27 protein-coding genes and 1 pseudogene are annotated in these 22,136 nt (G+C 61.9%); 22 read left to right on the forward strand and 6 right to left on the reverse strand.

Annotated elements, in window-relative coordinates; genetic code table 11:
- The first annotated feature begins 48 nt into the window (after window positions 1–48).
- From QZY07_RS19660 to sbcB, 10 genes are all read left to right on the forward strand, one after another.
- The gene (locus tag QZY07_RS19660; RefSeq protein WP_295406305.1) at window positions 49–642 is read left to right on the forward strand and encodes a Uma2 family endonuclease; all 594 of its coding nucleotides are present in this window, start codon (window positions 49–51) and stop codon (window positions 640–642) included.
- 22 nt (window positions 643–664) lie between these two features.
- Complete coding sequence (locus QZY07_RS19665; protein WP_295406307.1) at window positions 665–1,267, forward strand: Uma2 family endonuclease; 603 nt, start codon at window positions 665–667, stop codon at window positions 1,265–1,267.
- Window positions 1,257–1,388, forward strand: a complete 132-nt coding sequence (locus QZY07_RS19670; RefSeq protein ID WP_295406309.1) for a hypothetical protein — start codon at window positions 1,257–1,259, stop codon at window positions 1,386–1,388. The genes QZY07_RS19665 and QZY07_RS19670 overlap by 11 nt, the downstream gene beginning before the upstream one ends.
- A 58-nt stretch (window positions 1,389–1,446) precedes the next feature.
- The gene (locus QZY07_RS19675) at window positions 1,447–2,238 is read left to right on the forward strand and encodes a 5-bromo-4-chloroindolyl phosphate hydrolysis family protein (protein WP_295406311.1); all 792 of its coding nucleotides are present in this window, start codon (window positions 1,447–1,449) and stop codon (window positions 2,236–2,238) included.
- 181 nt (window positions 2,239–2,419) lie between these two features.
- On the forward strand, window positions 2,420–3,616 hold the full coding sequence (locus QZY07_RS19680) for a toxic anion resistance protein (protein ID WP_295406313.1): 1,197 nt from the start codon (window positions 2,420–2,422) through the stop codon (window positions 3,614–3,616).
- A gap of 98 nt (window positions 3,617–3,714) precedes the next feature.
- On the forward strand, window positions 3,715–3,978 hold the full coding sequence (gene rpsP / locus QZY07_RS19685) for a 30S ribosomal protein S16 (RefSeq protein ID WP_295406315.1): 264 nt from the start codon (window positions 3,715–3,717) through the stop codon (window positions 3,976–3,978).
- Window positions 3,979–3,997: 19 nt separating this feature from the next.
- A complete protein-coding gene (gene rimM / locus QZY07_RS19690) occupies window positions 3,998–4,516 on the forward strand; it encodes a ribosome maturation factor RimM (RefSeq protein WP_295406316.1) in 519 nt (172 codons plus the stop codon).
- Between the two features lie 35 nt (window positions 4,517–4,551).
- Window positions 4,552–5,301 carry a tRNA (guanosine(37)-N1)-methyltransferase TrmD gene (trmD, locus tag QZY07_RS19695; protein ID WP_295406318.1) on the forward strand — a complete coding sequence of 250 codons (750 nt, stop codon included), beginning with the start codon at window positions 4,552–4,554 and terminating at the stop codon, window positions 5,299–5,301.
- Between the two features lie 20 nt (window positions 5,302–5,321).
- Entirely contained in the window at window positions 5,322–5,666 is a 345-nt protein-coding gene (rplS, locus tag QZY07_RS19700; RefSeq protein WP_201098558.1) for a 50S ribosomal protein L19, read from the forward strand.
- 2 nt (window positions 5,667–5,668) lie between these two features.
- Window positions 5,669–7,102 carry an exodeoxyribonuclease I gene (gene sbcB / locus QZY07_RS19705; protein WP_295406321.1) on the forward strand — a complete coding sequence of 478 codons (1,434 nt, stop codon included), beginning with the start codon at window positions 5,669–5,671 and terminating at the stop codon, window positions 7,100–7,102.
- Here sbcB and tsaA read toward each other — a convergent pair.
- Complete coding sequence (tsaA, locus tag QZY07_RS19710; RefSeq protein WP_295406323.1) at window positions 7,099–7,812, reverse strand: tRNA (N6-threonylcarbamoyladenosine(37)-N6)-methyltransferase TrmO; 714 nt, start codon at window positions 7,810–7,812, stop codon at window positions 7,099–7,101. The genes sbcB and tsaA overlap by 4 nt on opposite strands.
- A gap of 165 nt (window positions 7,813–7,977) precedes the next feature.
- Here tsaA and rlmD point away from each other — a divergent pair, with 165 nt between their 5' ends.
- The 3 genes from rlmD (at window position 7,978) to QZY07_RS19725 (ending at window position 10,536) form a co-directional block, all read left to right on the forward strand.
- Window positions 7,978–9,300 carry a 23S rRNA (uracil(1939)-C(5))-methyltransferase RlmD gene (gene rlmD / locus QZY07_RS19715; protein WP_295406325.1) on the forward strand — a complete coding sequence of 441 codons (1,323 nt, stop codon included), beginning with the start codon at window positions 7,978–7,980 and terminating at the stop codon, window positions 9,298–9,300.
- Between the two features lie 281 nt (window positions 9,301–9,581).
- Window positions 9,582–10,061, forward strand: a complete 480-nt coding sequence (locus QZY07_RS19720; protein WP_295406327.1) for a CYTH domain-containing protein — start codon at window positions 9,582–9,584, stop codon at window positions 10,059–10,061.
- On the forward strand, window positions 10,054–10,536 hold the full coding sequence (locus tag QZY07_RS19725; RefSeq protein WP_295406329.1) for a L,D-transpeptidase: 483 nt from the start codon (window positions 10,054–10,056) through the stop codon (window positions 10,534–10,536). Before QZY07_RS19720 ends, QZY07_RS19725 begins: the two co-directional genes overlap by 8 nt.
- A gap of 10 nt (window positions 10,537–10,546) precedes the next feature.
- Here QZY07_RS19725 and QZY07_RS19730 read toward each other — a convergent pair.
- Window positions 10,547–11,425 (reverse strand): annotated as a pseudogene (locus QZY07_RS19730) (sugar phosphate nucleotidyltransferase); the annotation flags it as partial.
- A 127-nt stretch (window positions 11,426–11,552) separates the two neighbouring features.
- Here QZY07_RS19730 and gpmI point away from each other — a divergent pair.
- Entirely contained in the window at window positions 11,553–13,100 is a 1,548-nt protein-coding gene (gene gpmI / locus QZY07_RS19735) for a 2,3-bisphosphoglycerate-independent phosphoglycerate mutase (protein WP_295406331.1), read from the forward strand.
- A 3-nt stretch (window positions 13,101–13,103) separates the two neighbouring features.
- On the forward strand, window positions 13,104–13,943 hold the full coding sequence (locus QZY07_RS19740; protein WP_295406333.1) for a thymidylate synthase: 840 nt from the start codon (window positions 13,104–13,106) through the stop codon (window positions 13,941–13,943).
- Between the two features lie 161 nt (window positions 13,944–14,104).
- Here the strand turns inward: QZY07_RS19740 and QZY07_RS19745 are convergent, their stop codons facing one another.
- From QZY07_RS19745 to QZY07_RS19760, 4 genes are all read right to left on the reverse strand, one after another.
- On the reverse strand, window positions 14,105–14,443 hold the full coding sequence (locus QZY07_RS19745; protein WP_295406335.1) for a TusE/DsrC/DsvC family sulfur relay protein: 339 nt from the start codon (window positions 14,441–14,443) through the stop codon (window positions 14,105–14,107).
- Window positions 14,444–14,581: 138 nt separating this feature from the next.
- The gene (gene cas6, locus QZY07_RS19750) at window positions 14,582–15,268 is read right to left on the reverse strand and encodes a type I-MYXAN CRISPR-associated protein Cas6/Cmx6 (RefSeq protein WP_295406337.1); all 687 of its coding nucleotides are present in this window, start codon (window positions 15,266–15,268) and stop codon (window positions 14,582–14,584) included.
- A 101-nt stretch (window positions 15,269–15,369) separates the two neighbouring features.
- Window positions 15,370–16,089 carry a hypothetical protein gene (locus QZY07_RS19755; RefSeq protein WP_295406339.1) on the reverse strand — a complete coding sequence of 240 codons (720 nt, stop codon included), beginning with the start codon at window positions 16,087–16,089 and terminating at the stop codon, window positions 15,370–15,372.
- Between the two features lie 22 nt (window positions 16,090–16,111).
- Window positions 16,112–16,303 carry a sulfur relay protein DsrC gene (locus tag QZY07_RS19760; RefSeq protein ID WP_295406341.1) on the reverse strand — a complete coding sequence of 64 codons (192 nt, stop codon included), beginning with the start codon at window positions 16,301–16,303 and terminating at the stop codon, window positions 16,112–16,114.
- 832 nt (window positions 16,304–17,135) lie between these two features.
- Here QZY07_RS19760 and dsrA point away from each other — a divergent pair.
- The 7 genes from dsrA to QZY07_RS19795 all read left to right on the forward strand — a co-directional run bounded on the left by dsrA (window position 17,136) and on the right by QZY07_RS19795 (window position 22,136).
- Complete coding sequence (gene dsrA / locus QZY07_RS19765; RefSeq protein WP_295406343.1) at window positions 17,136–18,389, forward strand: dissimilatory-type sulfite reductase subunit alpha; 1,254 nt, start codon at window positions 17,136–17,138, stop codon at window positions 18,387–18,389.
- Window positions 18,390–18,537: 148 nt separating this feature from the next.
- Complete coding sequence (dsrB, locus tag QZY07_RS19770; RefSeq protein WP_014777102.1) at window positions 18,538–19,608, forward strand: dissimilatory-type sulfite reductase subunit beta; 1,071 nt, start codon at window positions 18,538–18,540, stop codon at window positions 19,606–19,608.
- Window positions 19,609–19,792: 184 nt separating this feature from the next.
- A complete protein-coding gene (gene tusD / locus QZY07_RS19775) occupies window positions 19,793–20,185 on the forward strand; it encodes a sulfurtransferase complex subunit TusD (RefSeq protein ID WP_014777103.1) in 393 nt (130 codons plus the stop codon).
- A 12-nt stretch (window positions 20,186–20,197) separates the two neighbouring features.
- Window positions 20,198–20,608 carry a sulfurtransferase complex subunit TusC gene (gene tusC, locus QZY07_RS19780; RefSeq protein ID WP_295406346.1) on the forward strand — a complete coding sequence of 137 codons (411 nt, stop codon included), beginning with the start codon at window positions 20,198–20,200 and terminating at the stop codon, window positions 20,606–20,608.
- 42 nt (window positions 20,609–20,650) lie between these two features.
- The gene (gene tusB / locus QZY07_RS19785) at window positions 20,651–20,959 is read left to right on the forward strand and encodes a sulfurtransferase complex subunit TusB (protein WP_295406348.1); all 309 of its coding nucleotides are present in this window, start codon (window positions 20,651–20,653) and stop codon (window positions 20,957–20,959) included.
- A gap of 37 nt (window positions 20,960–20,996) precedes the next feature.
- Window positions 20,997–21,335 (forward strand): TusE/DsrC/DsvC family sulfur relay protein, encoded by a 339-nt coding sequence (locus QZY07_RS19790; protein WP_295406350.1) that lies wholly within the window; start codon window positions 20,997–20,999, stop codon window positions 21,333–21,335.
- Between the two features lie 69 nt (window positions 21,336–21,404).
- Window positions 21,405–22,136, forward strand: a complete 732-nt coding sequence (locus QZY07_RS19795; protein WP_201092889.1) for a respiratory nitrate reductase subunit gamma — start codon at window positions 21,405–21,407, stop codon at window positions 22,134–22,136.

Consider the following 22,136-nt stretch of genomic DNA (forward strand, 5'->3'; position numbering starts at 1 on the left):
TGAGTGAAAGTCAGTCAATAATGACTGACACCAAATGGAGCCGCCCGGATGTCGCTGCAACCGAAATCCGCTTACCGTTTCGAGGATTATCTCGCGGTCGAGCGCGAAGCCGTCGACGCGAAACACGAGTATGTCGCGGGTCATGTCTATGCGATGACTGGCGCGAGCTACCATCACAACCTCATTACCCTGAATCTGGCGAGCGAACTGCGCGCGGCGCTCAAGTCCAGTCCGTGCGTGGTGCTGACGGCTGACATGCGCATCCGCGTCGAGGCCGCCGATGCCAGCACCTATCCGGATGTCGTCGCACTCTGCGACGAACCGGCCTTCCACGACGAACGCCGGGATGTTCTGACCAATCCGATCCTGCTGATCGAGGTGCTGTCGCCGTCGACCGAGGGCTATGATCGGGGCGGCAAGTTCGCCCTCTATCGCGCGCTGCCGAGCCTGCGGCAATATATCCTGGTCGCTCAGGATCGCTATTCGGTCGACGTGTTCACCCGTCGGGACGACAATCGCTGGGTGTTGACCGCCTATTCCGACCCGGACGACTTGATCCGCTTCGACGCCATCGCGTGCGCCGTGCCGATGGCGGAGATCTACGCCAGGGTGCGGTTCGATGCGGACCAGGGCGAGTCTTGACACGAATCCGAGGGGGACTGAAATGTCGCTGCAACCGAAAACCGCCTACAGCTTTGATGACTATCTCGCGGTCGAGCGCGAGGCGGTCGATACAAAACACGAATATGTCGCGGGCCATGTCTATGCGATGACTGGCGCGAGCTACCATCACAATCTGATCGCCGCCAACCTGGTGCGGCGGCTGGGCAACCAACTCGACGCCGGTCCCTGCACGGTGCTCTCCAACGACATGCGCGTCCGCGTCGAGGCCGCCGATGCCAGTACCTACCCGGATGTCGTCGCGCTCTGCGACGAGCCGGCCTTCCACGATGAACGCAGCGACGTTCTGACCAATCCGATCCTGCTGATCGAGGTGCTGTCGCCGTCGACCGAGGGCTATGATCGTGGCGGCAAGTTCGCCCTCTATCGCGCGTTGCCGAGCCTGCGGCAATATGTCCTTGTCGCCCAGGATCGCTATTCGGTCGACGTGTTCACCCGTCGGGACGACAATCGCTGGGTGTTGACCGCCTATTCCGAGCCGGACGACCTGATCCGCTTCGACGCCATCGCGTGCGCCGTGCCGATGTCGGAGATCTACGCCAGGGTGCGGTTCGAGCCAGAGGAAACGTGCAACCATGCCGGATGATCTGACGCCACATCGCCCAACTCCTCCCGCCAGACCGCCGTTGGGCGCGCGGATTCTTGGTGTGGTGCTGCTCCTGTCCAGCGTCTGGCTGGTCTCCTGTCAGGCGCTGTTCACATGGTGAGCTCATCGCCCTGGCGCGCGCACCGGCCCTGCCCGCGGACTGGATTCCCGGAGCGCGGATGCCCCGATTGAAAGGCGCGCTCCTCTTCCTGCTGCCGCTGCCGCTCTTGTTCGGCGCGTTGATCGGACTGGGCGCGGGTCGGCTCGATGCCTTTCTGGGCGACGGCGCCGGCTTTATCCTCTTCATGGCCGCCGCCTATCTGACCCGACGCGGCATTCTGTCCGTTCAGGCGCGGCAGACCCTGCGCTTCGCCCGTCTGGAGCGGATCCCGCTCAAGACTATCGGCGGACTGCTCACGGGGTTCGCCACGGGCCTGACCGCCTTCGTCGCGGTCGGTCATGGGCTTGCGCTCAGTCTGGCCTTCGCGGCGGTGGCGCTGCTCGGGTTCCATCTGGTCTATGGTCTCGAACCCCTGGGCCGGACGCGCCCCTTCGATCTCGGCGATGAGCGGGCCAGAAAGGTTGCCGACGCGCTCGCCGAGGCGGAACGCAAGCTCATCGAACTGGAGCGCGCGGCGGTGACCATCGCCAATCCCGAGTTGAAACTTCGGCTGCAACGCATTGGCCGTCAGGGGCGCGTCATCCTCAATCAGATCGCGGATCGCCCGACCGATCTGTTTCGGGCGCGCAAGTTTCTGAACGTCTATCTGGACGGAGTGCAACAGGTCGCCGATGGCTATGCCCGCACCCACCGTCTGGCCGATTCGCGCGAGCTGGAGCAGAATTTCCGCACGGTCCTGGTGACGGTCGAGGAGGTCTTCGACGAACAGCATCGGCGTCTGCTGAAAACCGACCTGATGGATCTCGATGTTCAGATCGAGGTGTTGAAGAAGCAATTGACGCAACTTTGACACTAAAATGAGCAGGTGAGCCGCAAAGAACGCAAAGGTTTTTCACATGTTGTTTAGGCGTTGGTCGTTACCCAATGGGTAAAGTTGGCATCGAAGGCAACAATTTGTTTTGCTTCGTGTCCTTTGCGCCTTTGCGGTTCCAATTGCCGACTTTCGATTGAGTGATTTGTGGAGGATCGCGATGGTGGATGAACATGAGAGTCGGAAAGGCGTTTCCCGCGACACGCCCGAGGCGTCCGCATCGGCGCCGGGCATGGATTTGCCCGTCGTGGTTCCAGCCAACGTCCAGCCGATGATGACCCTCGACGAGTACCCTTTGGCGCCCGCCGAGGATCCCGAGGTCGCGGGCCTGCTTCAGGAACTGAATCTGGCCGATTCGCACTCGATCCTGTTCTTCGGCGCCAAGGCCCAGGAACGGCTCACCGAGATTTCGGACCAGATGCTGGAGGGCGTGCGCGCGAAGGATGTCGGTCCGGCGGGCGCGGCGCTGAGCGAGATGGTCACGACTCTCAAGGGGTTCGATGTCGAGGATCTCAATCCCAATCGCAAGCCGGGTCTTCTGTCCCGGCTGATGGGCAAGAGCCGGCCCGTGGTCAGGTTCCTGCAGGAATACGAGGTGGTGCGCGATCAGATCGAGGACATCTCTAGGGCGCTCGAACGCCACCAAACCAAACTGCTGACGGACGTGACCGCGCTCGATCGCCTCTATGCCGCGAATCTCGATTATTTCCGCGCCCTGGAGCGCTACATCGCCGCTGGCGAACGCAAGCTGATGGAACTCGACGAGACGACGATTCCGACCCTGGCCGCCCAGGTCGAGGCGAGCAAGGACATGGTCGAGGTGCAAAAGCTCAAGGATCTGCGCGGCGTTCGCGACGAGCTGGAGCGCCGGGTTCATGACCTGAAACTGACCCGACAGGTCTCGATGCAGGGTCTGCCGAGCATCCGGCTGGTGCAGGAGAACGATAAGGGTCTGATCAACAAGATCAATTCGACCCTGGTCAATACCGTGCCGCTGTGGCGCCAGCAACTGGCCCAGGCGGTGACCATCTATCGCTCCGCCGAGGCCGCCGACACCCTCAAGGCGGCGACCGATCTGACCAACGATCTGCTGCGCGCCAATGCCGGGAATCTCAAGTCGGCCAATGCCGAGGCGCGGCGTCAGATCGAGCGCGGAGTTTTCGATATCGAGGTGGTCAAGCAGGCCAACCGGACCCTGATCGAGACCATCGAGGAAAGCCTCGCCATCGCCGACGAGGGCAAGCGCGCCCGTGCCGCCGCCAGCCGCGAGCTGGAACAACTGGAGGCGGATCTGCGTCGGACGCTGACCTCGGCGAGCGCGCGCGGCGGGGCGGCGACCGCTGGCCGGTCGTCCTGAGACGATTCCGTGCTTCCATTTTTCGTCAGATTCTGTATATTTGTCCGTTTACCCGCGGGCCATCCCGCGATGTCCACACGTCTCAGCCAGGACAGTCCATGGTCACCATTCGCTTATCTCGGGGCGGTTCCAAGAAGAACCCCTTTTATCAGATCGTTGTCGCCGATATTCGCGCCAAGCGCGACGGCCGTTATATCGAGCGGCTTGGATTCTTTAACCCCAATGCCAAGGGCGGCGAGATTCCGCTGCGCGTCGATCGCGAACGCGCCGATTACTGGATTCGTCAGGGCGCCCAGCCGACCGATCGCGCCAAACAGTTGCTGAAGCAGGCGGCGCGCGAGGCGACGGCGATCGCGGCCTGAGTCTTTACGCCTCATCCCGATGACCCTCACGGCCCCACGGACCGATCCTGCGCGCATCGTCGTTGGACGCATCGCGGGCGTTTACGGTCTCAAGGGTTGGGTGAAAGTGGTCTCGGAAACCGATCCGCGCGACGGCATTCTCGGTTATGCGCCCTGGCTGATTGGGCCGGATGCGACCCAGCGAAACGTCGCCGAACGCAAGCTGCACGGCAAGGGAATGATCGTCAGACTCGACGGCTGCGAAGATCGCGATGCGGCTGCAATCTTGGTCGGGCAGGAGATCGCGGTTGCCCGCGAGCAATTGCCCCCACCGCGTCCGGACGAGTTTTACTGGTTCGACCTGGAAGGGCTCGCGGTCGTCACCGTCGCCGGTGTCGAGCTCGGTCGGGTAGACCATCTTTTTTCGACCGGCGTCAACGACGTGCTGGTCGTCAAGGGCGAGCGCGAGCGTTTGCTGCCGTTTGCCTGGGGCGACGTGGTGAAGGATGTGGATTTTGCGCGCGGCCGGATCGAGGTCGATTGGGATCCTGACTTTTAACCGCAATCCGTTTCGGGCGGTTCACGCTTTCAACCATGCGTTTTGATGTCGTCACCCTGTTTCCGGATCTGTTCCGCATTCTGTCGGATCAGGGCGTCACCGGACGGGCCGTGACCCGCGGTCTGGCCGAACTTCATCTCTGGAATCCGCGGGATTACACCCAGGATGTCCATCGCACCGTCGATGACCGGCCCTATGGCGGCGGTCCCGGCATGGTGATGAAGGTCGAGCCGCTCCGCGCTGCCATCGCTGACGCGCGCGCGGCGGCCCCGACCAGTCGGGTCGCCTATCTGTCCCCCCAGGGGCGGTTGCTCGATCAGGCCGCGATCGGCGAGATTGCCGCCCAACCTGGCTGGATTCTGGTGGCCGGTCGCTACGAAGGAATCGACGAGCGCCTGATCGCGGCTCGGGTGGACGAGGAATGGTCGATTGGCGACTACGTCCTGAGCGGCGGCGAGCTGCCGGCCATGGTGGTGATGGACGCCGCGATCCGGCTCTTGCCCGGCGCGCTCGGACACGCCGATTCGGCCCGTCAGGACTCCCATATGGACGGGCTGCTGGATTGCCCGCATTACACCCGCCCGGAACGGATCGACGGCTGTTCGGTTCCGTCCGTGCTGATCGGTGGCGATCATGCCGCCATCGAACGTTGGCGGCTGCGTCAGGCGCTTGGTCGGACCTGGTTGCGGCGCCCGGAATTGCTGAAGCGGCGTGGGTTGAGCCCGGCCGAGCAGGCGTTACTCGATGAATTTGTCCTGGCCCATCATCAAGATGACGCCGGCTGAGAACAGGAGCTAAGGAAACCATGAGCAACATTATTCAAGCGCTCGAACAAGAGCAAATGACCCGTGAAATCCCGGACTTTGCCCCCGGCGATACCGTCGTCGTGCAGGTGAAGGTCAAGGAGGCCAACCGCGAACGTCTCCAGGCGTTCGAGGGCGTGGTGATCGCCATTCGCAAGCGCGGTCTGAATTCGGCCTTCACGGTGCGCAAGATCTCGCACGGCGAGGGTGTGGAGCGGGTTTTCCAGACCTACAGCCCGGCCATCGGCGGAATCGAGGTCAAGCGCAAGGGCGACGTGCGTCGCGCCAAGCTCTACTATCTGCGCGGACTCACCGGCAAGGCCGCCCGGATCCGGGAAAAGCTCTAGGTTTGTCGCCAACCTTCTACTGGCACGATTACGAAACCTGGGGCGCCGACCCCCGTCGTGATCGTGCCTGTCAGTTCGCCGGTCTGCGCACCGATACCGATCTGAACGAGGTCGGCGATCCGCTGGTGCTGTTCTGTCGCCCCGCGACGGATCTGCTGCCCCAGCCGGAGGCCTGTCTCATCACTGGCATCACGCCCCAACTCGCCGCGCGCGAGGGTCTGGTCGAGGCCGAATTCGCCGCACGCATCCAGGCCGCGCTGAGCGCACCCGGCACCTGCGGGGTCGGCTACAACAGCTTCCGCTTCGACGACGAAGTCACCCGCCATCTGCTGTACCGCAATCTCTACGACCCCTACGCGCGCGAATGGCGCGCCGGCAATTCGCGCTGGGATCTCATCGATACCCTGCGACTGGCCCATGCCCTGCGCCCCGAGGGTCTGGAGTGGCCCACCGGCGAGGATGGCACCATCTCGTTCAAGCTGGAGCACCTGACCGCCGCCAACGGCATCGGCCATGAGGCGCATGACGCGCTCGCCGACGTGCGCGCCACGCTCGCGCTCGCGCGCCGGCTGCGCCCGGCCCAGCCGCGACTGTTCGACTATGCGTTGACCCTGCGCGACAAGCGGCGCGTGCGCGATCTGCTCGCCACGGGAGAACCGCTGCTGCATGTCTCCGCCCGCTATCCCGCCGCCCTGGGGTGTCTCGCGCCAGTGTTCCCGGTGGCGCAACACCCGACGAACGGCAATGGCGTGATCTGCTTCGACCTGCGCGCCGACCCGGCCCAACTCCTCGATCTGTCCATTGATGAGATCCGGACCCGACTCTTTACCCCGACCGCGCACTTGCCCGAGGGCGTGGAGCGCATCCCGCTGAAGACGGTTCATGTCAATCGCGCCCCGGTGCTGGCCACGCTGAAGACCCTGACCGCCCAGACCGCCGAGCGCTGGCGGATCGATCCCGCTCAGGTCGCCGCACGGGCGCGCTGGATCGCGGCATCCGCCGCCGATATCCAGCGCCGTGTGCAGACCGTTCATCAACTGCCGGCAGGTCCGGCCGAGACCGATCCCGACCTGATGCTCTACTCCGGCGGTTTCTTTTCCGATCGTGATCGTCGCGCCATGGATGAGATCCATCTCCTCTCCCCGGCTGAACTGGCTGACGCGCCTCCAGCCTTCGAGGATCCGCGCCTGCCCAGGATGCTGTTCCGCTATCGAGCCCGTAATTGGCCGGAGACCCTGACCGACGAGGAGCGCGAGGATTGGGATGCCGAGCGTCTGAATCGTCTCACCGATCCCGCCGGCGGTGGGAGTATCCAGATCGACCAGTATGAACATCGTCTGATGGAGCTTGCCGAGATCCATGCCTCCGCTCCGGTGAAGCGCGGGATCCTGGATGCGCTCTCGGGCTGGGCCGAGCAGGTACTCGACGCCGGTTAGACGTGGTTTAGGGGCTCGACACTGATGACGTTGATGTCCTGTTGGTCGATTCGCCAGCGAATATTCAGATCGTAAAGCTGGATTCCGAATTCGCTGCGTTCCGGGTAACGATTCATGTAGCCGGGTCGGGGATCCTGGGCCAGAACCTGCTCGATCAATGCACGCAGTTTCCGTTCCCCGGTCGGGTCAAACAGTGCCACCTCGCGTTGAGCCTTGTCCGAGAAGGCGACTGGCCAAATCGTGTTCTCGGGTCTCGTGGCGAAACCGCTCAACGCCTCTGGCAGTGAGTCGGCGTAAGGCACATAGGGCTTGATGTCGAGCACGGGTGTCCCGTCGAGCAGATCGCCCCCGCGCAGTTTGAGCGCCAGTCCCCGCGCATCGCGTTCCATCCCTAGATGCTGCACGGCCGAGATTCCGATGGGGTTGGGTCGATAGGGCGCCCGGCTCGCGAAGACTCCAACCGTCTCGCGGCCGCCCAGGCGCGGCGGTCGCACTGTCGGGTGCCAGCCGGCGTGCAGACAATCCGCATGGAAAACAAAGACGATCCACACATGGGAAAAGCCATCGATCCCCTTGAAGGCTTCCTCGCGGGCAAACGGCGGCAGCAGTTCCAGGCGCGCCTCCGCGGCCGTCACCAACCCAGGTTGACGGGGGATACCGAATTTATCGGTATAGGGCGAACGAATAAAACCGATGGGGTCGAAGTTCATCAATAAAACCGTGTCTGTCAAGTATCCGGTGCTTGTCCATCGGCTCGCTCTTGCCTAATCAAAAGCGTTCGCGCTGACGCGATTGAAGGCGATTTCCGTCCGCCTGACCATCCTGAACAATCCTGTTAATCTTGTCCATTGTGCGCATTTAACCGAAGGATGCCAGTGTCAAGAAAACGCAAACCACTGCCCCGTGAACTCGTCGAGGCCGACATCGAATCCCTGACCCACGAGGGCAGGGGACTCGCTCACATCGACGGCAAGGCGGTCTTCGTCGATGGCGCGCTCGCGGGCGAGCGGGTGCGCTTCCGCTACACCCGTCTCCAGCGCCGTTTCGATGAGGGCACGGTTGTCGAGGTGCTGCGCGCGGCCCCCGAGCGGGTCGAACCGAAATGTCCGCATTTCGGCGTCTGCGGCGGTTGCAGCCTGCAACACCTGGACGCGACGGCGCAGATCCAGATGAAGCAGGCGAGTCTGGCGGATGTCTTCGCGCGTATCGGCAAGGTTGACCCGGAGCGCTGGCTGGATCCCCTGGTCGCCGGTCATTGGGGCTACCGGCGCAAGGCCCGGCTGGGGGTGCGTCATGTTCTCAAGAAAGGTCGGACCCTGGTCGGCTTTCGCGAGCGCGGCAATGCCTATCTCGCCGATCTGACCCGCTGCGAGGTGCTGCATCCCACGGTCGGCGAGCGTCTCCGGATCCTCGCCGAGACGGTCGAGGCACTGAGCATCCGCGATCAGGTGCCGCAGATCGAGGTCTCGATGGGCGACGGACCCTGCGTGCTGGTATTCCGGGCGATGGCGCCGCCGAGCGCGGCGGATATCGAGGCGCTCCTGTCACTGGCCGAGCGTGAAGGTTTTCATCTCTATCTTCAGGAGGGCGGCGTCGAGACCATCCGTCCGCTGCCGGGCCAAGGCATTGACCTTCACTACCGGCTGCCGCGCCATGAGATCCGGATCGAGTTCCAGCCAAACGATTTCACCCAGGTCAATCTGGAACTGAACCGGCTGATGGTGGATCGCGCGCTCGAACTGCTGGACGTGCAACCGGACGACGCCGTGCTGGATTTGTTCTGCGGCCTGGGGAATTTCACCCTGCCGCTGGCGCGTCGGGCGGCGTCGGTGGTCGGCGTCGAGGGCGAGGCCGGACTGGTGGCGCGGGCGGAATCCAACGCGGCGCGCAACGGAATCGGCAACGCGCGGTTTTACACAGCCAATCTCGATGGCGAACTGGATCTTCAGCCCTGGATGCGCGAACGCTTTACCCGCGCGCTGCTGGATCCCCCGCGCAGCGGCGCCTTGCAAGTGCTGGACTGTCTGCCGCGTCTGGGCGTCGAGCGCATCCTCTATGTCTCCTGCAACCCCGCGACCCTGGCGCGGGATGCCGATCGGCTGGTCAATGGACTTGGTTACAAGCTGCGGGCGGCGGGCGTGATGGATATGTTTCCGCACACCTCGCATATGGAATCCATGGCGCTGTTCGAGCGTTGAAGAATTCGGCGGAGCCGGGACTGAAAACGCGGTCGAGGACTTTGTTGGTTGTCGTTGTCGATATCGAAAATACGCGTGACTACGACAACGATTACGACAACGACAACGACAACGAAATATGTTCGAGAGATAGGACAGCGACGCTTTTCGGTTCATACCCGCTCAGCTCGGATCCCCCTGGATATGAACGTAGTCTTAAACCGCGCCACCTCCGACAGTCCTGGAGGCTGCCGAGGTGGATTCAATCCAATAACATCGCATAACCACTGGGCGCGGTTTAAATGGGCACTGAAATCGAACGCAAATTTCTGGTGAAGGACGATTCCTGGCGGGCCAGCGCGGACGCCGGAACACGCATCCTGCAAGGCTACCTGGTCAGCGACCCGAAGATCACGGTTCGGGTACGTATTCGAGGCGAAGCGGCCTTTCTGACCATCAAAGGCGCCACCGCCGGGATCCGGCGATCCGAATTCGAGTATCCGATCCCCGTTGACGATGCCGAGTCCATGCTGCGCGAGATGGCCGTGTCGCCGGTGATCGAGAAGATGCGTTACCGGCTGCCGTGCGGGGCGCATGTCTGGGATCTGGATGTCTTTGGCGGCGACAATGCCGGGCTGGTGCTGGCCGAGGTGGAACTGGATGCCGAGGAGGCCGCCTTCGAGATGCCCGACTGGGCAGGACAAGAGGTCTCGGGCGATCCGCGGTATTACAACGTCAACCTTGCCCGATCCCCCTTCCGTCACTGGTCAAGCGATGGATAGACGCCTCCTCGTCGAGATTTCCCGCCAAACCCTGACGCGCTGGGAGGGCGGCCGTGCCGTGGCCCGCTATGCAGTCTCGACCGGGCGCAATGGCGCCGGCGAACGCAACGGCAGCGGCTGTACCCCGCGCGGTCTGCATCGGGTGCGGATGCGCATCGGCGAGGGTTGTCCGATCGGGACGGTCTTCAAGGGGCGCCGTCCGACGGGCGAAATCCTCGATGACGAGCTGGCCGCCGCCTACCCGGAACGCGACTGGATCCTGACCCGCATCCTCTGGCTCACGGGCTGCGAACCGGGCATCAATCGTGGTGGCTGCGTGGATACCTTGCGCCGCTATATCTACATCCATGGTTGTCCGGATGCGGCGCCCATGGGCGAACCCTGTTCGCATGGCTGTATCCGGATGCGCAATCGGGATCTTCTCGAACTGTTCGAGCAGACCCCGATCAGGACGCTGGTGGAGATTCGCGCCTGAATTGAAAGGGTTATTCGGCGTAGCCGCCGCGACCCGATCCCCGATTGTCGCGCGCGAAATAGTTGACGCGCCCCATGGGGATGACCGTCACGCCGCCCTCGCTGACATGGAAACGCTGACGGTCCCTGGCGGCATCGAATCCGATCCGGTCGCCGGCCTCGATGATATTGTGGCGGTCCACGATCACCTTGCGCAGCCGCGCGCCGCGACCGATGCGCACATAGTCCATGACGATACAATCCTCCAGGACAACGTCTTCCTCGATCACCGCCTCGCGGCGGATGATCGAATTGCTGATTCTGGCGCCCTCGTGGATCATGGTCGCCGCGCCGAGCAGGCTGTTGCGGATCTCGCCGCCGAGGATGCGCGCCACCGGACCCTGATAGCCGCTGGAGAAGATCGGCCAGTCGGGATTGAACATGTCGAAGACGGGTTCATGCCCCAGCACATCCTGATGGGCCTCGAAATAGGCGTCGATGGTCCCCAGGTCGCGCCAGTAGACGCGGTTCTCGTAGGGCAGGATTCCGGGAACCTCGTTGGTCGCGAAGTCGTAGGCGAACAGCCGGTGGGTGCGCAGCAGCCGGGGCAGCACATGCTGTCCGAAATCCGTTTCTCCGGCCTCCTGGGTCTCTTTGAGCGCCTTCACCAGTACGTTGGCATCGAAGATGTAGTTCCCCATGGAGGCATAGGCTTGCGTCGGGTCCGAGGCCAGCGGGGTCGGGTGGGCGGGCTTTTCCTCGAAGGCCTGGATGCGTCCATCCGTGTCGGCGGCGATCACCCCGAAACCTTGCGCGTCGCGCAGCGGGACGGGCAGGGCGGCGATGGTGACATCGGCCTTGCGTTCCTTGTGGAACTCCACCATCTGGCGGATATCCATCCGATAGATATTTTTGGAAACCTGGCCGTCATACGCAGGTGGTCGCTCGCGCCAACATACGCATGGCCGCGCGGTCAGATGCCGGGACATTGGACCCGCGCATCCGGCTACAATAGACACTTTTCCAAGGAGCGCCGCGATGAGCAACCCCATGAAAAACCTCCCCCGTCGACCGGTGATCCTGATCATCCTGGATGGCTTCGGCGTCAATCCCGCCAAGGCCAACAATGCCGTCGCGCTCGCCAGCACGCCGAATCTGGATCGCTATTTTTCGACCAACCCGCATACCACCATCCAGGCATCGGGTCTGGCGGTTGGTCTGCCGGACGGACAGATGGGCAATTCCGAGGTCGGCCACATGTCGCTCGGTTCCGGCTGCGTGGTGCGTCAGGATCTGGTGCTGATCGACCAGGCGATCAGCGATCACAGCTTCTTCGAGAACCGCGTGCTGGTCGCCGCCGCCAAGGCCGCCGCCGCCCAGAACCGGCCAATTCATCTGATGGGTCTGGTGTCGGACGGCGGCGTGCACAGTCATGTCAGCCATCTGGTCGCGCTGATCAAGCTCTGCAAGTTTCAGGGCGCGCGCCCCATGGTCCACCTGTTCGCCGACGGTCGCGATACGGCACCGCGTTCGGCACTCAATTATCTGAACGCCGTCGAAGGCGCGCTGGAGGTTGCGGGCGGCAAGGTCGCGACCGTTTCCGGGCGCTATTACGCGATGGATCGGGACAATCGCTGGGACCGCACCGAATTGGCCTGGCGTGCCATGGTGGATGGCGAGGGAGAGCACGCCGCCAGCGCGCGCGAGGCGATCACGGCCTCTTACGCCGCGGGCCAGGACGACGAATTTATCCGCCCCACCATCGTCGCGGGCGGCGAGCCGATCCGGGATGGCGATCAGGTCATCCACATCAACTTCCGCAAGGATCGCCCGCGTCAGTTGGTCATGGCCTTCTTCAAACCCGATTTCGAGCACTTCGATCGGCGTGGCGTGACCGGCGTCAAGGTCACCTGCATGATGGAATATGACGAATGGTTCGGGCTGCCCTTCGCCTTCGATCACGACATGCCCAAGACCACGCTCGGCAAAATCCTGAGCGATGACGGCCTGCCGCAGTTCCACTGCGCCGAGACCGAGAAATACGCCCATGTCACCTTCTTCTTCAATGGCGGGCGCAGCGATCCCTTTCCGGGCGAGGAACGGGCGCTGATCCCTTCGCCCAAGGTTGCCACCTATGACCTGCAGCCCGAGATGAGCGCCCCGGCGGTCGCCGATGCCGTGATCGAGGCGCTTCAACGCAAGGTCTTTCCCTTTATCGTGGTCAATTTCGCCAACGGCGATATGGTCGGCCACACCGCCGTGCGCGCGTCGGTCATCGCGGCGGTCGAGACGCTGGATCGGGAGGCCGGACGGGTGATGGATGCGGCGGTGGCGGCCGGCTATTCGGTGATCCTGACCGCCGATCACGGCAACTGCGACGAGATGGTCGACCCGGTCACCGGCGAGCCGCACACTCAGCACACGCTCTATCCGGTGCCCTGTCTGATCGTCGACGAAACGCCCTGGCGTCTCTCGATCGGCGGCGGACTCAAAGACATCGCGTCCACGGTGCTGACCTTGATGGGCATTCCGGTCCCGGAGAAAATGGACGGACACTCGCTCCTGCTCGGTCCGGTCACGGTCTGACCCATGCGGGCCTATCTGGATCTGCTGCGCGATGTCGTCGAAAACGGACTCGACAAATCCGACCGCACCGGGGTTGGCACCCGTTCGGTGTTCGGGCGGCAGGTCCGTTTCGATCTGCGCGAGGGCTTCCCGCTGCTCACCACCAAGCGCATGCACACCAAGAGCGTGATCCACGAGCTGCTGTGGTTTCTCTCCGGCTCGACCGACAACCGGCGCTTAAACGCGCAGGGCGTCAGCATCTGGGACGAATGGGCCGCCGAGGACGGCAGCCTGGGGCCGATCTATGGCGCCCAATGGCGAAGTTGGGCCTGTCCCGACGGCCGCATGATCGACCAGCTTGCCGAACTGGTCGCCACCATTCGCACCCGTCCCGACTCGCGCCGGTTGGTGGTCTCGGCCTGGAATCCGGCGGACCTGCCGGACGAGACCATCAGTCCAAAGGACAACGCTCGCGCCGGGCGCATGGCGCTCGCCCCCTGTCACTGTCTGTTCCAGTTCTACGTCGCCGGGGGGCGTCTGTCCTGCCAACTCTATCAACGCAGCGCCGACCTGTTCATCGGCGTGCCCTTTAACATCGCCAGCTACGCCCTGCTGACGCATCTGATCGCCCAGCAATGCGACCTGGAGGTCGGCGAGTTCATCCACAGCTTCGGCGACCTGCATCTCTATCGCAATCATCTGACCGACGCCATCGTCTTCGAGCAACTCGCCCGCGAACCCCGTCCTCTGCCGACCTTGCGTTTAGCGCATCGTCCGGCCAGTTTGTTCGACTATCGTTGCGAGGCGATCGAGATTACCGGCTACGATCCGCATCCTGCGATCCGCGCGCCAATTGCCGTTTAAGGCGGTTTCCAACTTACGATCGTCTTCCGAGCAACGCTTGCCAGCGTCTTCGCGAACCGCTGACGCGGTTTTCGGACGGCGTGAACGGCCAATAAACAAGGCCGACGATCCGCCGGCCTTGTGACGCTGTTGAACAGTTCTGTCGAAGCGATGAGTCGGCTTCAGTAGCCGCCCTTGCGCATCACCGCCGGCAATCCCGCGATCTTGGTGCCCTGCTTGGTCGGGGCGAGCGGAAAGAGGGTGTACAGATCCTTGCTGGTCGGCTTGGAGCCCCAGAGTTTTCCCATGTCCTTGAGCACGACACGTTCCATCGGCTGGTTCTGGGCGTTGTTGATATATTCCTCGCGGAGATACTTGATCACGTCCCAGTGCTTGTCGGTCAGTTCGATCCCTTCGATTTCCGCCAGCTTGCGCGCGACATCCTCGTCCCAGTCGGCATAATTTTCCAGATACCCGTTATCGGTCGTCGCGATGGTTTTGCCGTTGACCTCGATGGCCATGATTAGGTTCTCCTCTTCGTCATTATCATCGTCAGCGCGCCATGGCCTGCATGACCGGCGCGAATGTTTCAAGGCTTGATCAAAGCTCGCGAATTTTATGATTTTATGATGAAGCCGTCATCAAAACGATTTTGATCGCTATCCTTGCTTGACCGAATCGATCCCCTTGTGCGGGATGAAGATCCCGCATCCCATCAGGCGATGGCTGCCAAGTCCGGTCTGCTGGAGCCGGATCGATTCCTCCGCCGTCAGGCTCGCCAGCATCAGGCTGCGAGTCTGGAGTGGGCCGTCCGGGGTGGCGAGCGCCGTGGTTTTGCCGCAGAGCGCCTTGCGCACCGAGATCCCTATCCCGGAGAGGGCGCGCACGGCGATCTCAAGAAAGGCTTGTTCGTCCCGAGCGTCGTTGCCGGTCACCACGTAACGGGCGAAAAGGGTGGCGTCCTTGCACAACGGCTTGATCTTGCCGGCGCCCACGGTCAGCGGATGACCGTCGAGTTCGAGGCGGATGCCGGGCAGTTGCGTCAGGATGTCGTCGACCCGCGCGCGGGGCGCGCGGATGGTCAGTTTGGTGCGGCGCGAGAGCATCAATTCGGCATCGGTGCCGTGCGCGGGGCGCTCCCAACCGTTCTGGGAGCCGGCGACATGAATGGTGTGCAGCGCCATGCCCGGTTCCTCCGCGATCCAGGGCAACGCCGCCTGGAGCGCCGAGGAGAGCAGATGCGCGTGATCCACCGGGAGACACTTGCAGTCGATCGCAAAAAGGACGTCGACGATGTCGTCGGGAACCTGGACCTCGTCGGGATTTTCGTCTTCGTTCCAGAACATGGTTCGTAAAGCCCTCTTTTTATCCTGTCAATCTTGAAAAATCCTGTGAATCCTGTCCATTTGACGCGTTGATTCTGTGGCAAGCTTTTCCGGAAATCGCCTTAACCGAAGGGCAGGCGCTCCTGCAACGCCTCGCGGTCGAACCACCAGGCATCCTGGACCAGGACATCGACCACATTACGCAGGCGCACCAGAAATTTCTCCGGTTCCTTGAGTTCCAGCTTCTCCATCCATTGATCCAACTGCTCGCGGGAGTCCACGCCGCTGTGGCGGCGGGCGACGTTGCCGAGCAGTTGGGTGGAGAAAAACATCAAATCCTCGCGCTGCCGGCCCTGTGCCCGCACATCGGCGAGAAACAGCGCCGTGGTCGCCGCGACGGCCGCGCCATCGGAATCGTCCGGGGTCTCGTCGATGACATGACTAAGGAGTTCGATGGTCAGCTCGGGGTCGATCGGGCAGGTGACCGCGAGCCAGATCCCTTGCCCGAGGGCGGCGATCGAGTCGGGTTGATTGGCTTGAAAGAGGACATCGCAGGCATCCGCCGCAAGCTCGAACTGGTCCTCGGCGATGAAATGATCCAGTGCCGCGCGCCCGAGCGGCCAGGCGTCCTCTCCGCGATCCAGGTTGACCAGCGTGCGAGCCATTTGTAGATGCAGGTCGGCCACGCGATCCAGGGACGCCCCGGTTCGCTCAAGATGCGCCATCTGTTCGGTCAGGATTTGCAGGTGGGATTCCAGTGTGGCCGTTGCGAGACCCTGGTTGACAATGGAGTCGGCGGCTTGATCGGAAAGTTGGGTGGCGAGGAGTTCGAATTGCTTCATGACGGCATGCCTAGGGCCGGGGTTAACGGATAAGTCCACTGAATGCGGCCTCAAGTCGATCTTCCCAGTTTTCGGGCGTGTCGGGGTAGGGAGGCTTCACGTCCATGCGAAAAAAGCGCTCGCCGTCGCGGGCAATGGCCTGCACGATCGGAATGAGTTCTTCGAAAGACTCGATACCTTGATTGGCGACCAGGATTTCGCTGAGCTTTAGCATGATTGACCGTCACCGCTCCTACTCGTGGTGTTGATGATTCAAAATAAACGCCGTCACCAGTCGGTTGGATCGCGGTTGGTGGGGGCAGGGTCGTGGTTTGGCGACAGGCGAGCCGCTGGCGTGTCTGGCGCACAAGCGATCCTGTCGAGATAGCGCACGCGATAGAGCAGGCGTCGTTCGCTTGTCTGTCTTCGGTGAATCCTGAGCGATTATGTAAGACGATGTGTGCGATCAGGCTTTCGCCGGAGTGCATCCTTGGATTGAATGTGAAGTCCTCTGCGTGTGAAAACAACTGCTCGAACGCCCGGCTCGCGGCATCGGTCGCGGGTGACTCACGCCAGCGCATATGGCGTCCGCGAGCCGAATACCGCGGATGCAGGCGGCCCTGTCGAAATCGGGAGAGGACTCCTGGAATATAAGAAAGCGATTATATTAGTGAACGTTGACTTGCCCGTCATCGGGCTGTAGCATTCGCGCATTCCAAATGCAAGACGTGACGACCAAGTGGGGGGACACCTACGTCGGCGTCTGACGGTTCATCCGCGCGAATCGCAAGCCATCGCAAAGGGCTATATCCCGAAAGGGATAGACAATCGGTCGGCGGCCCTCCCAATCGTGGAATAGGCGGCTGCCGGATTCATCGGTACATTGGTACTCGACGATGAAATGATTGATAGGGAATGATCGCTTCTTATTATGGCGTTCACTCTACATACGAAGAATAACGTGACGTGATGCATCGACGTGTTGCCACGGTTCGCCCGCCGCGGCGCGAATGTGCATGCGAACTCAATCCTCCCTTTCCTGGTTAATTGATAGGAGAGAATGCGCAATGGCTATCGATAAGCACATTACCCCGATGCTCGACCAGCTTGAAACCGGCCCTTGGCCGAGTTTCATTTCGGGCATCAAACGTCTGCGCGACCAGCATCCGGACGCGCGGATCAACGAGATGACCAATGATTTGCTGGGTCAGCTTGAGCACTCCTACGAGACCCGCAAGGGCTATTGGAAAGGCGGCACGGTTTCGGTCTTCGGCTATGGCGGCGGCATCATTCCGCGCTTTTCCGAGGTCGGCAAGGCGTTTCCGAAATCCAAGGAATTCCATACCCTGCGCGTGCAGCCCCCGGCGGGCAATCACTATTCCACCGGCATGCTGCGCCAATTGGCCGATAGCTGGGAGAAATACGGTTCCGGTCTGGTGACCTTCCACGGTCAGACCGGCAATATCATGTTTATCGGGACGGATACCCAAAACACTCAGCATTTTTTCGACGAAATCAACGAATACGGTTGGGATCTCGGCGGCGCCGGTCCCTGCGTGCGCACCGCCATGTCCTGCGTCGGCGCGGCGCGCTGCGAGATGTCCTGCACCAACGAATTGAAATCCCATCGCATGCTCGTCAATAACTTTGTCGACGACGTGCATCGCCCGGCGCTTCCCTATAAGTTCAAGTTCAAGGTCTCCGGCTGCGCCAACGACTGTCAGAACGCGATCGAGCGTTCGGACTTCGCGGTGATCGGCACCTGGCGCGACGACATGAAGGTCGATCAGGCCGAGGTCAAGAACTATATCGCCGACAAAGGCCGTCAGTATTACATCGACAATGTGATCACGCGCTGCCCGACCCAGGCGCTGGCGTTGAATGACGACAATACGCTCGCGGTCAATAATCGCGACTGCGTGCGCTGCATGCACTGTCTCAATGTCATGCCGAAGGCGCTGCATCCGGGCGACGACAAGGGCGTAACCATTCTGATCGGCGGCAAGCGCACCCTGAAGATCGGCGATCTGATGGGCACCGTGCTGGTTCCCTTCAAGAAGCTCGAAACCGAGGAAGACTACGAGTCCATGGTCGAACTGGCCGGGACCATCATCGACTTCTGGGCGGAGAATGGCCTGGAGCACGAGCGCTGCGGCGAGATGATCGAGCGGATCGGGCTGGCGAACTTCCTGGAAGGGATCGAGGTCGAGCCGGATCCGAACATGCTCAGTCATCCGCGCCAGAGTTCCTATATCCGTATGGACGGCTGGGACGAGGCGGCGGAAGCGTGGTTCGAGCGTCAAGCCGAGGCTGGCAAGTAATTCGATTGCGTTCGTCCGTCCCGGCGGCTGATCTCGGGCGCCATCGCAACGCGAGTTTGCCGATGGCCCCGGTCAACGCCGCGACGGACCGGGCGATCCGATCCTGACGACCCTATTCAAATTTCGACAGAAAACTGGAGGACAGGCAATGGCGGACATGCGCGAGCCGATCGAATCTGGCTGCCCCGATCCCTGGCAGTATCTGCATCCCACGATGCGCAAGAACTTCGGGCAGTGGAAATATCACGAACATCCGCGCCCCGGCGTGTTGTTGCATGTCGCCTACAGCGGCGACAAGATCTGGACGGTCAAGGCCGGCACCCAGCGCATCCTGGATGTCTTCACCCTGCGCAAGCTGTGCGATATCGGCGATCAGTTCGCCGACGGCTATGTCCACTTCACCCTGCGCTCGAACATCGAGTACATGGTCAATGACGAGACCAAGGTTCAGCCCCTGATCGACGCGCTCGAAGGCGCCGGTTTCGTGGTGGGCGGCACCCAGAACTCGGTGGCCATGATCTCCCACACCCAGGGCTGGCTGCACTGCGACATCCCCGGCACCGACGCCTCGGGCGTGGTGAAGTCGATGATGGACGAACTCATCGACGAGTTCCGCAACGCCAACATGCCCAACCGCGTGCATATCACCACCTCCTGCTGCCAGATCAACTGCGGCGGTCAGGGCGATATCGCGATCAACATCCAGCACACCAAGCCGCCCAAGATTAACCACGATCTGGTCGCCAACGTCTGCGAGCGTCCGTCGGTTGTCGCGCGCTGCCCGGTCGCGGCCATCCGTCCGGCCATGGTCAACGGCAAGCCCTCGCTGGAAGTCGACGAGCGCAAGTGCATTTGCTGCGGCGCCTGCTATCCGCCCTGTCCGCCGATGCAGATCAACGATGCCGAGCATTCCAAGCTGGCGATCTGGGTCGGTGGCAACCACTCCAACGCGCGCGGCAAGCCGACCTTCCAGAAGCTGGTCGCCGCCGGTATCCCGAACAATCCGCCACGCTGGCCGGAAGCGACCGCCATCGTCAAGCGCATCCTCAAGGCATACAAGGAAGGCGCGCGCGACTGGGAGCGGGTCAACGAGTGGATCGAGCGCATCGGCTGGCCGCGCTTCTTCGAGGAAGTCGAGCTGCCGTTCACCAAGTATCACATCGATACCTGGCGCGGCGCGCGGGCGAGCTTCAACAGCTCCACCTATATCCGCTTCTAAGGCGCCCGTCCGCCGCGGCCGACTGGCGCGCGGCGGGGGGTGTCAAGTAGGTCCGATCCGAAGTGGGTTCGAGCATCCGCATTCCGACACCCGCTCCGAAGCGAAGAGCTGCGGTCGTGGCAATGTCATCCGCGAGCTGACCACTGAAAACTGACCACTGACAACTCTAAAAAATGAGGTCGACATGAAGTTCGCACTTCAGATCAACGAGGGACCCTACCAGCATCAGGCGTCCGACTCGGCCTATCAGTTCGCCAAGGCCGCGCTGGAAAAAGGGCACGAGATCTTTCGGGTCTTTTTCTACCATGATGGGGTCAATAACTCGACGCGTCTGACGACGCCGCCCCAGGACGACCGTCATATCGTCAACCGCTGGGCCGAGCTGGCCGAACAGTACGATCTCGACATGGTCGTCTGCGTCGCCGCCGCCCAACGTCGCGGGATCGTGGACGAGGGCGAGGCGAGTCGCAACGGTAAGGACGCCACCAACATCCATCCCAAGTTCCGCATCTCGGGACTCGGGCAATTGGTCGAGGCGGCGATCCAGGCCGACCGTCTCGTCGTCTTCGGCGATTAAGGGGATCCAGACATGTCGGAAGTCGTGAAGAAATTCATGTACCTCAACCGTAAGGCCCCCTACGGGACGATTTACGCCTGGGAAGCCCTGGAAGTGGTGCTGATCGGCGCCGCCTTCGATCAGGACGTGAGCGTCGTGTTTCTCGATGACGGGGTCTATCAGCTCACCAAGGGCCAGGATACGAAGGGCATCGGGATGAAGAACTTCTCCCCGACCTATCGCACCCTGGGCGACTATGAGGTCAAGAAAATCTATGTGGATCGCGCCTCCATGGAGGCCCGCGGGCTCTCTCAGGAGGATCTGGTCGAGATCGCCTGGGAGGATTTCGAGACCGAGGAAGAGATCGACAACATCGTCGAGGTGATCGATTCGGCGCGTGTGAGCGAACTGATGAACGAATCCGATGCGATCTTCAGCTTCTGATCCTCTGTCTCGTGATCCTAAAGTCTCCGGGGAGTGACTCGCATGGCCATTCTGCATACCGTTAATAAATCACCCTTCGAGCGGAATTCGCTAGAATCCTGTTTGAAGTTTGCCACCGATGGCGCGGCTGTCCTGCTGTTCGAGGATGGCATCTACGCGGCGCTGTCGGGCACCAGCGTGGAGGCCCAGGTGGCCGGCGCGCTCGACAAACTGAACATCCATGTGCTCGGCCCCGATTTGAAGGCGCGGGGATTTTCCGATGAGCGCGTGATCGCTGGGATCAGTGTCGTGGACTATGCGGGCTTCGTGGATCTCGCCGCGGAACACGATACGGTTCAAGCCTGGTTGTAGTTTTCGTTTTTACCGAAATCAAGAGAGGAATAGCGCAATGTCAGACACGATCGAGGTGGACGGCAAGCAGTATGCCGTGGACGAAGAAGGCTATCTGGCCAACCTGACCGAATGGGTGCCCGGGATTGCTGGCGTCATGGCCAAGCAGGACAACCTGGAGCTCACCGACGAGCATTGGGACATCATCAACTTCCTGCGCGAGTACTACGAGGAATATCAGATTGCCCCGGCCGTGCGCGTCCTGACCAAGGCCGTCGGCAAGAAGCTGGGCAAGGACAAGGGCAACAGCAAGTATCTTTACAGCCTGTTCCCTTACGGACCCGCCAAGCAGGCGTGCCGTTTCGCCGGCCTTCCGAAGCCGACCGGCTGCGTCTAAGGCAGCGGTTCTCCGGGGAGCCCACGGGTTCCCCGGACCTTATTATCGATCCACCGAGGTAGCGGAGACATGGCGTTTCTGACGAATTTCTACGTCTTCCTGTTCTATTTTGCCGCTCTGGTTCTCGTCACTGGTCTGGTCTTCAAGATCGCACAGTACACGATGACCCCCGCGCCCTTGAAGATCCCGACGACGCCGGCGCCGACCACGACCCGCGGCGTGGTCTTGCGGATGACGCGCGAAGTTGTCCTGTTCGAGAGCCTGTTTCGGGGCAACAAATGGACCTGGATCTTCGGTTGGATGTTTCACTTCGGACTGCTGCTGGTCACGCTGCGGCATCTGCGCTATTTCATGGAGCCGGTCTGGTTCCCGATTCAGCTGGTGCAGCCCTTCGGCATTTACGGCGGCATGGCCATGATCGTGGGCCTCGGCGGTCTCTGGGCGCGTCGTTTTCTGGTCGACCGCGTGCGCTACATTTCATCGCCCTCCGATCATCTGATCCTGGCGCTGCTGGTTCTGATCGGATGCACGGGTCTGCTGATGAAATTCGTGTTCCATACGGACGTGGTGGAAATCAAAGCCTTCTTTCTGGGGCTCTATACCTACGAGATCCAGCCGCTCCCGGCCGATCCGTTGCTGTTGCTGCATCTTTTCCTGGTCGCGCTGCTGATGATCGTGTTCCCGTACAGCAAGCTTCTGCATGCCCCCGGACTCTTTTTCAGCCCGACCCGCAACCAGGCCGACAACCCGCGCGAGGTTCGTCATATCGCGCCCTGGGCAAAACAACTCGAACAAAAATGA

Origin of the sequence: uncultured Thiocystis sp., from assembly GCF_903866365.1 — a bacterium.
Taxonomy (GTDB): Bacteria; Pseudomonadota; Gammaproteobacteria; order Chromatiales; family Chromatiaceae; genus Chromatium.

Bases quoted from the DNA above. Each gene is read 5' to 3' on its own strand.
- tusC (WP_295406346.1), top strand. From the start codon at position 20,198: ATGTCGGAAGTCGTGAAGAAATTCATGTACCTCAACCGTAAGGCCCCC.
- cas6 (WP_295406337.1), bottom strand. From the start codon at position 15,268: ATGTTCTGGAACGAAGACGAAAATCCCGACGAGGTCCAGGTTCCCGAC.
- dsrA (WP_295406343.1), top strand. From the start codon at position 17,136: ATGGCTATCGATAAGCACATTACCCCGATGCTCGACCAGCTTGAAACC.
- tusB (WP_295406348.1), top strand. From the start codon at position 20,651: ATGGCCATTCTGCATACCGTTAATAAATCACCCTTCGAGCGGAATTCG.
- QZY07_RS19755 (WP_295406339.1), bottom strand. From the start codon at position 16,089: ATGAAGCAATTCGAACTCCTCGCCACCCAACTTTCCGATCAAGCCGCC.
- QZY07_RS19660 (WP_295406305.1), top strand. From the start codon at position 49: ATGTCGCTGCAACCGAAATCCGCTTACCGTTTCGAGGATTATCTCGCG.
- QZY07_RS19670 (WP_295406309.1), top strand. From the start codon at position 1,257: ATGCCGGATGATCTGACGCCACATCGCCCAACTCCTCCCGCCAGACCG.
- QZY07_RS19720 (WP_295406327.1), top strand. From the start codon at position 9,582: ATGGGCACTGAAATCGAACGCAAATTTCTGGTGAAGGACGATTCCTGG.
- QZY07_RS19725 (WP_295406329.1), top strand. From the start codon at position 10,054: ATGGATAGACGCCTCCTCGTCGAGATTTCCCGCCAAACCCTGACGCGC.
- QZY07_RS19680 (WP_295406313.1), top strand. From the start codon at position 2,420: ATGGTGGATGAACATGAGAGTCGGAAAGGCGTTTCCCGCGACACGCCC.
- QZY07_RS19745 (WP_295406335.1), bottom strand. From the start codon at position 14,443: ATGGCCATCGAGGTCAACGGCAAAACCATCGCGACGACCGATAACGGG.
- QZY07_RS19740 (WP_295406333.1), top strand. From the start codon at position 13,104: ATGCGGGCCTATCTGGATCTGCTGCGCGATGTCGTCGAAAACGGACTC.
- dsrB (WP_014777102.1), top strand. From the start codon at position 18,538: ATGGCGGACATGCGCGAGCCGATCGAATCTGGCTGCCCCGATCCCTGG.
- rpsP (WP_295406315.1), top strand. From the start codon at position 3,715: ATGGTCACCATTCGCTTATCTCGGGGCGGTTCCAAGAAGAACCCCTTT.
- tusD (WP_014777103.1), top strand. From the start codon at position 19,793: ATGAAGTTCGCACTTCAGATCAACGAGGGACCCTACCAGCATCAGGCG.
- QZY07_RS19675 (WP_295406311.1), top strand. From the start codon at position 1,447: ATGCCCCGATTGAAAGGCGCGCTCCTCTTCCTGCTGCCGCTGCCGCTC.
- QZY07_RS19795 (WP_201092889.1), top strand. From the start codon at position 21,405: ATGGCGTTTCTGACGAATTTCTACGTCTTCCTGTTCTATTTTGCCGCT.
- QZY07_RS19665 (WP_295406307.1), top strand. From the start codon at position 665: ATGTCGCTGCAACCGAAAACCGCCTACAGCTTTGATGACTATCTCGCG.
- rimM (WP_295406316.1), top strand. From the start codon at position 3,998: ATGACCCTCACGGCCCCACGGACCGATCCTGCGCGCATCGTCGTTGGA.
- QZY07_RS19790 (WP_295406350.1), top strand. From the start codon at position 20,997: ATGTCAGACACGATCGAGGTGGACGGCAAGCAGTATGCCGTGGACGAA.
- tsaA (WP_295406323.1), bottom strand. From the start codon at position 7,812: ATGAACTTCGACCCCATCGGTTTTATTCGTTCGCCCTATACCGATAAA.
- rplS (WP_201098558.1), top strand. From the start codon at position 5,322: ATGAGCAACATTATTCAAGCGCTCGAACAAGAGCAAATGACCCGTGAA.
- trmD (WP_295406318.1), top strand. From the start codon at position 4,552: ATGCGTTTTGATGTCGTCACCCTGTTTCCGGATCTGTTCCGCATTCTG.
- gpmI (WP_295406331.1), top strand. From the start codon at position 11,553: ATGAGCAACCCCATGAAAAACCTCCCCCGTCGACCGGTGATCCTGATC.
- QZY07_RS19760 (WP_295406341.1), bottom strand. From the start codon at position 16,303: ATGCTAAAGCTCAGCGAAATCCTGGTCGCCAATCAAGGTATCGAGTCT.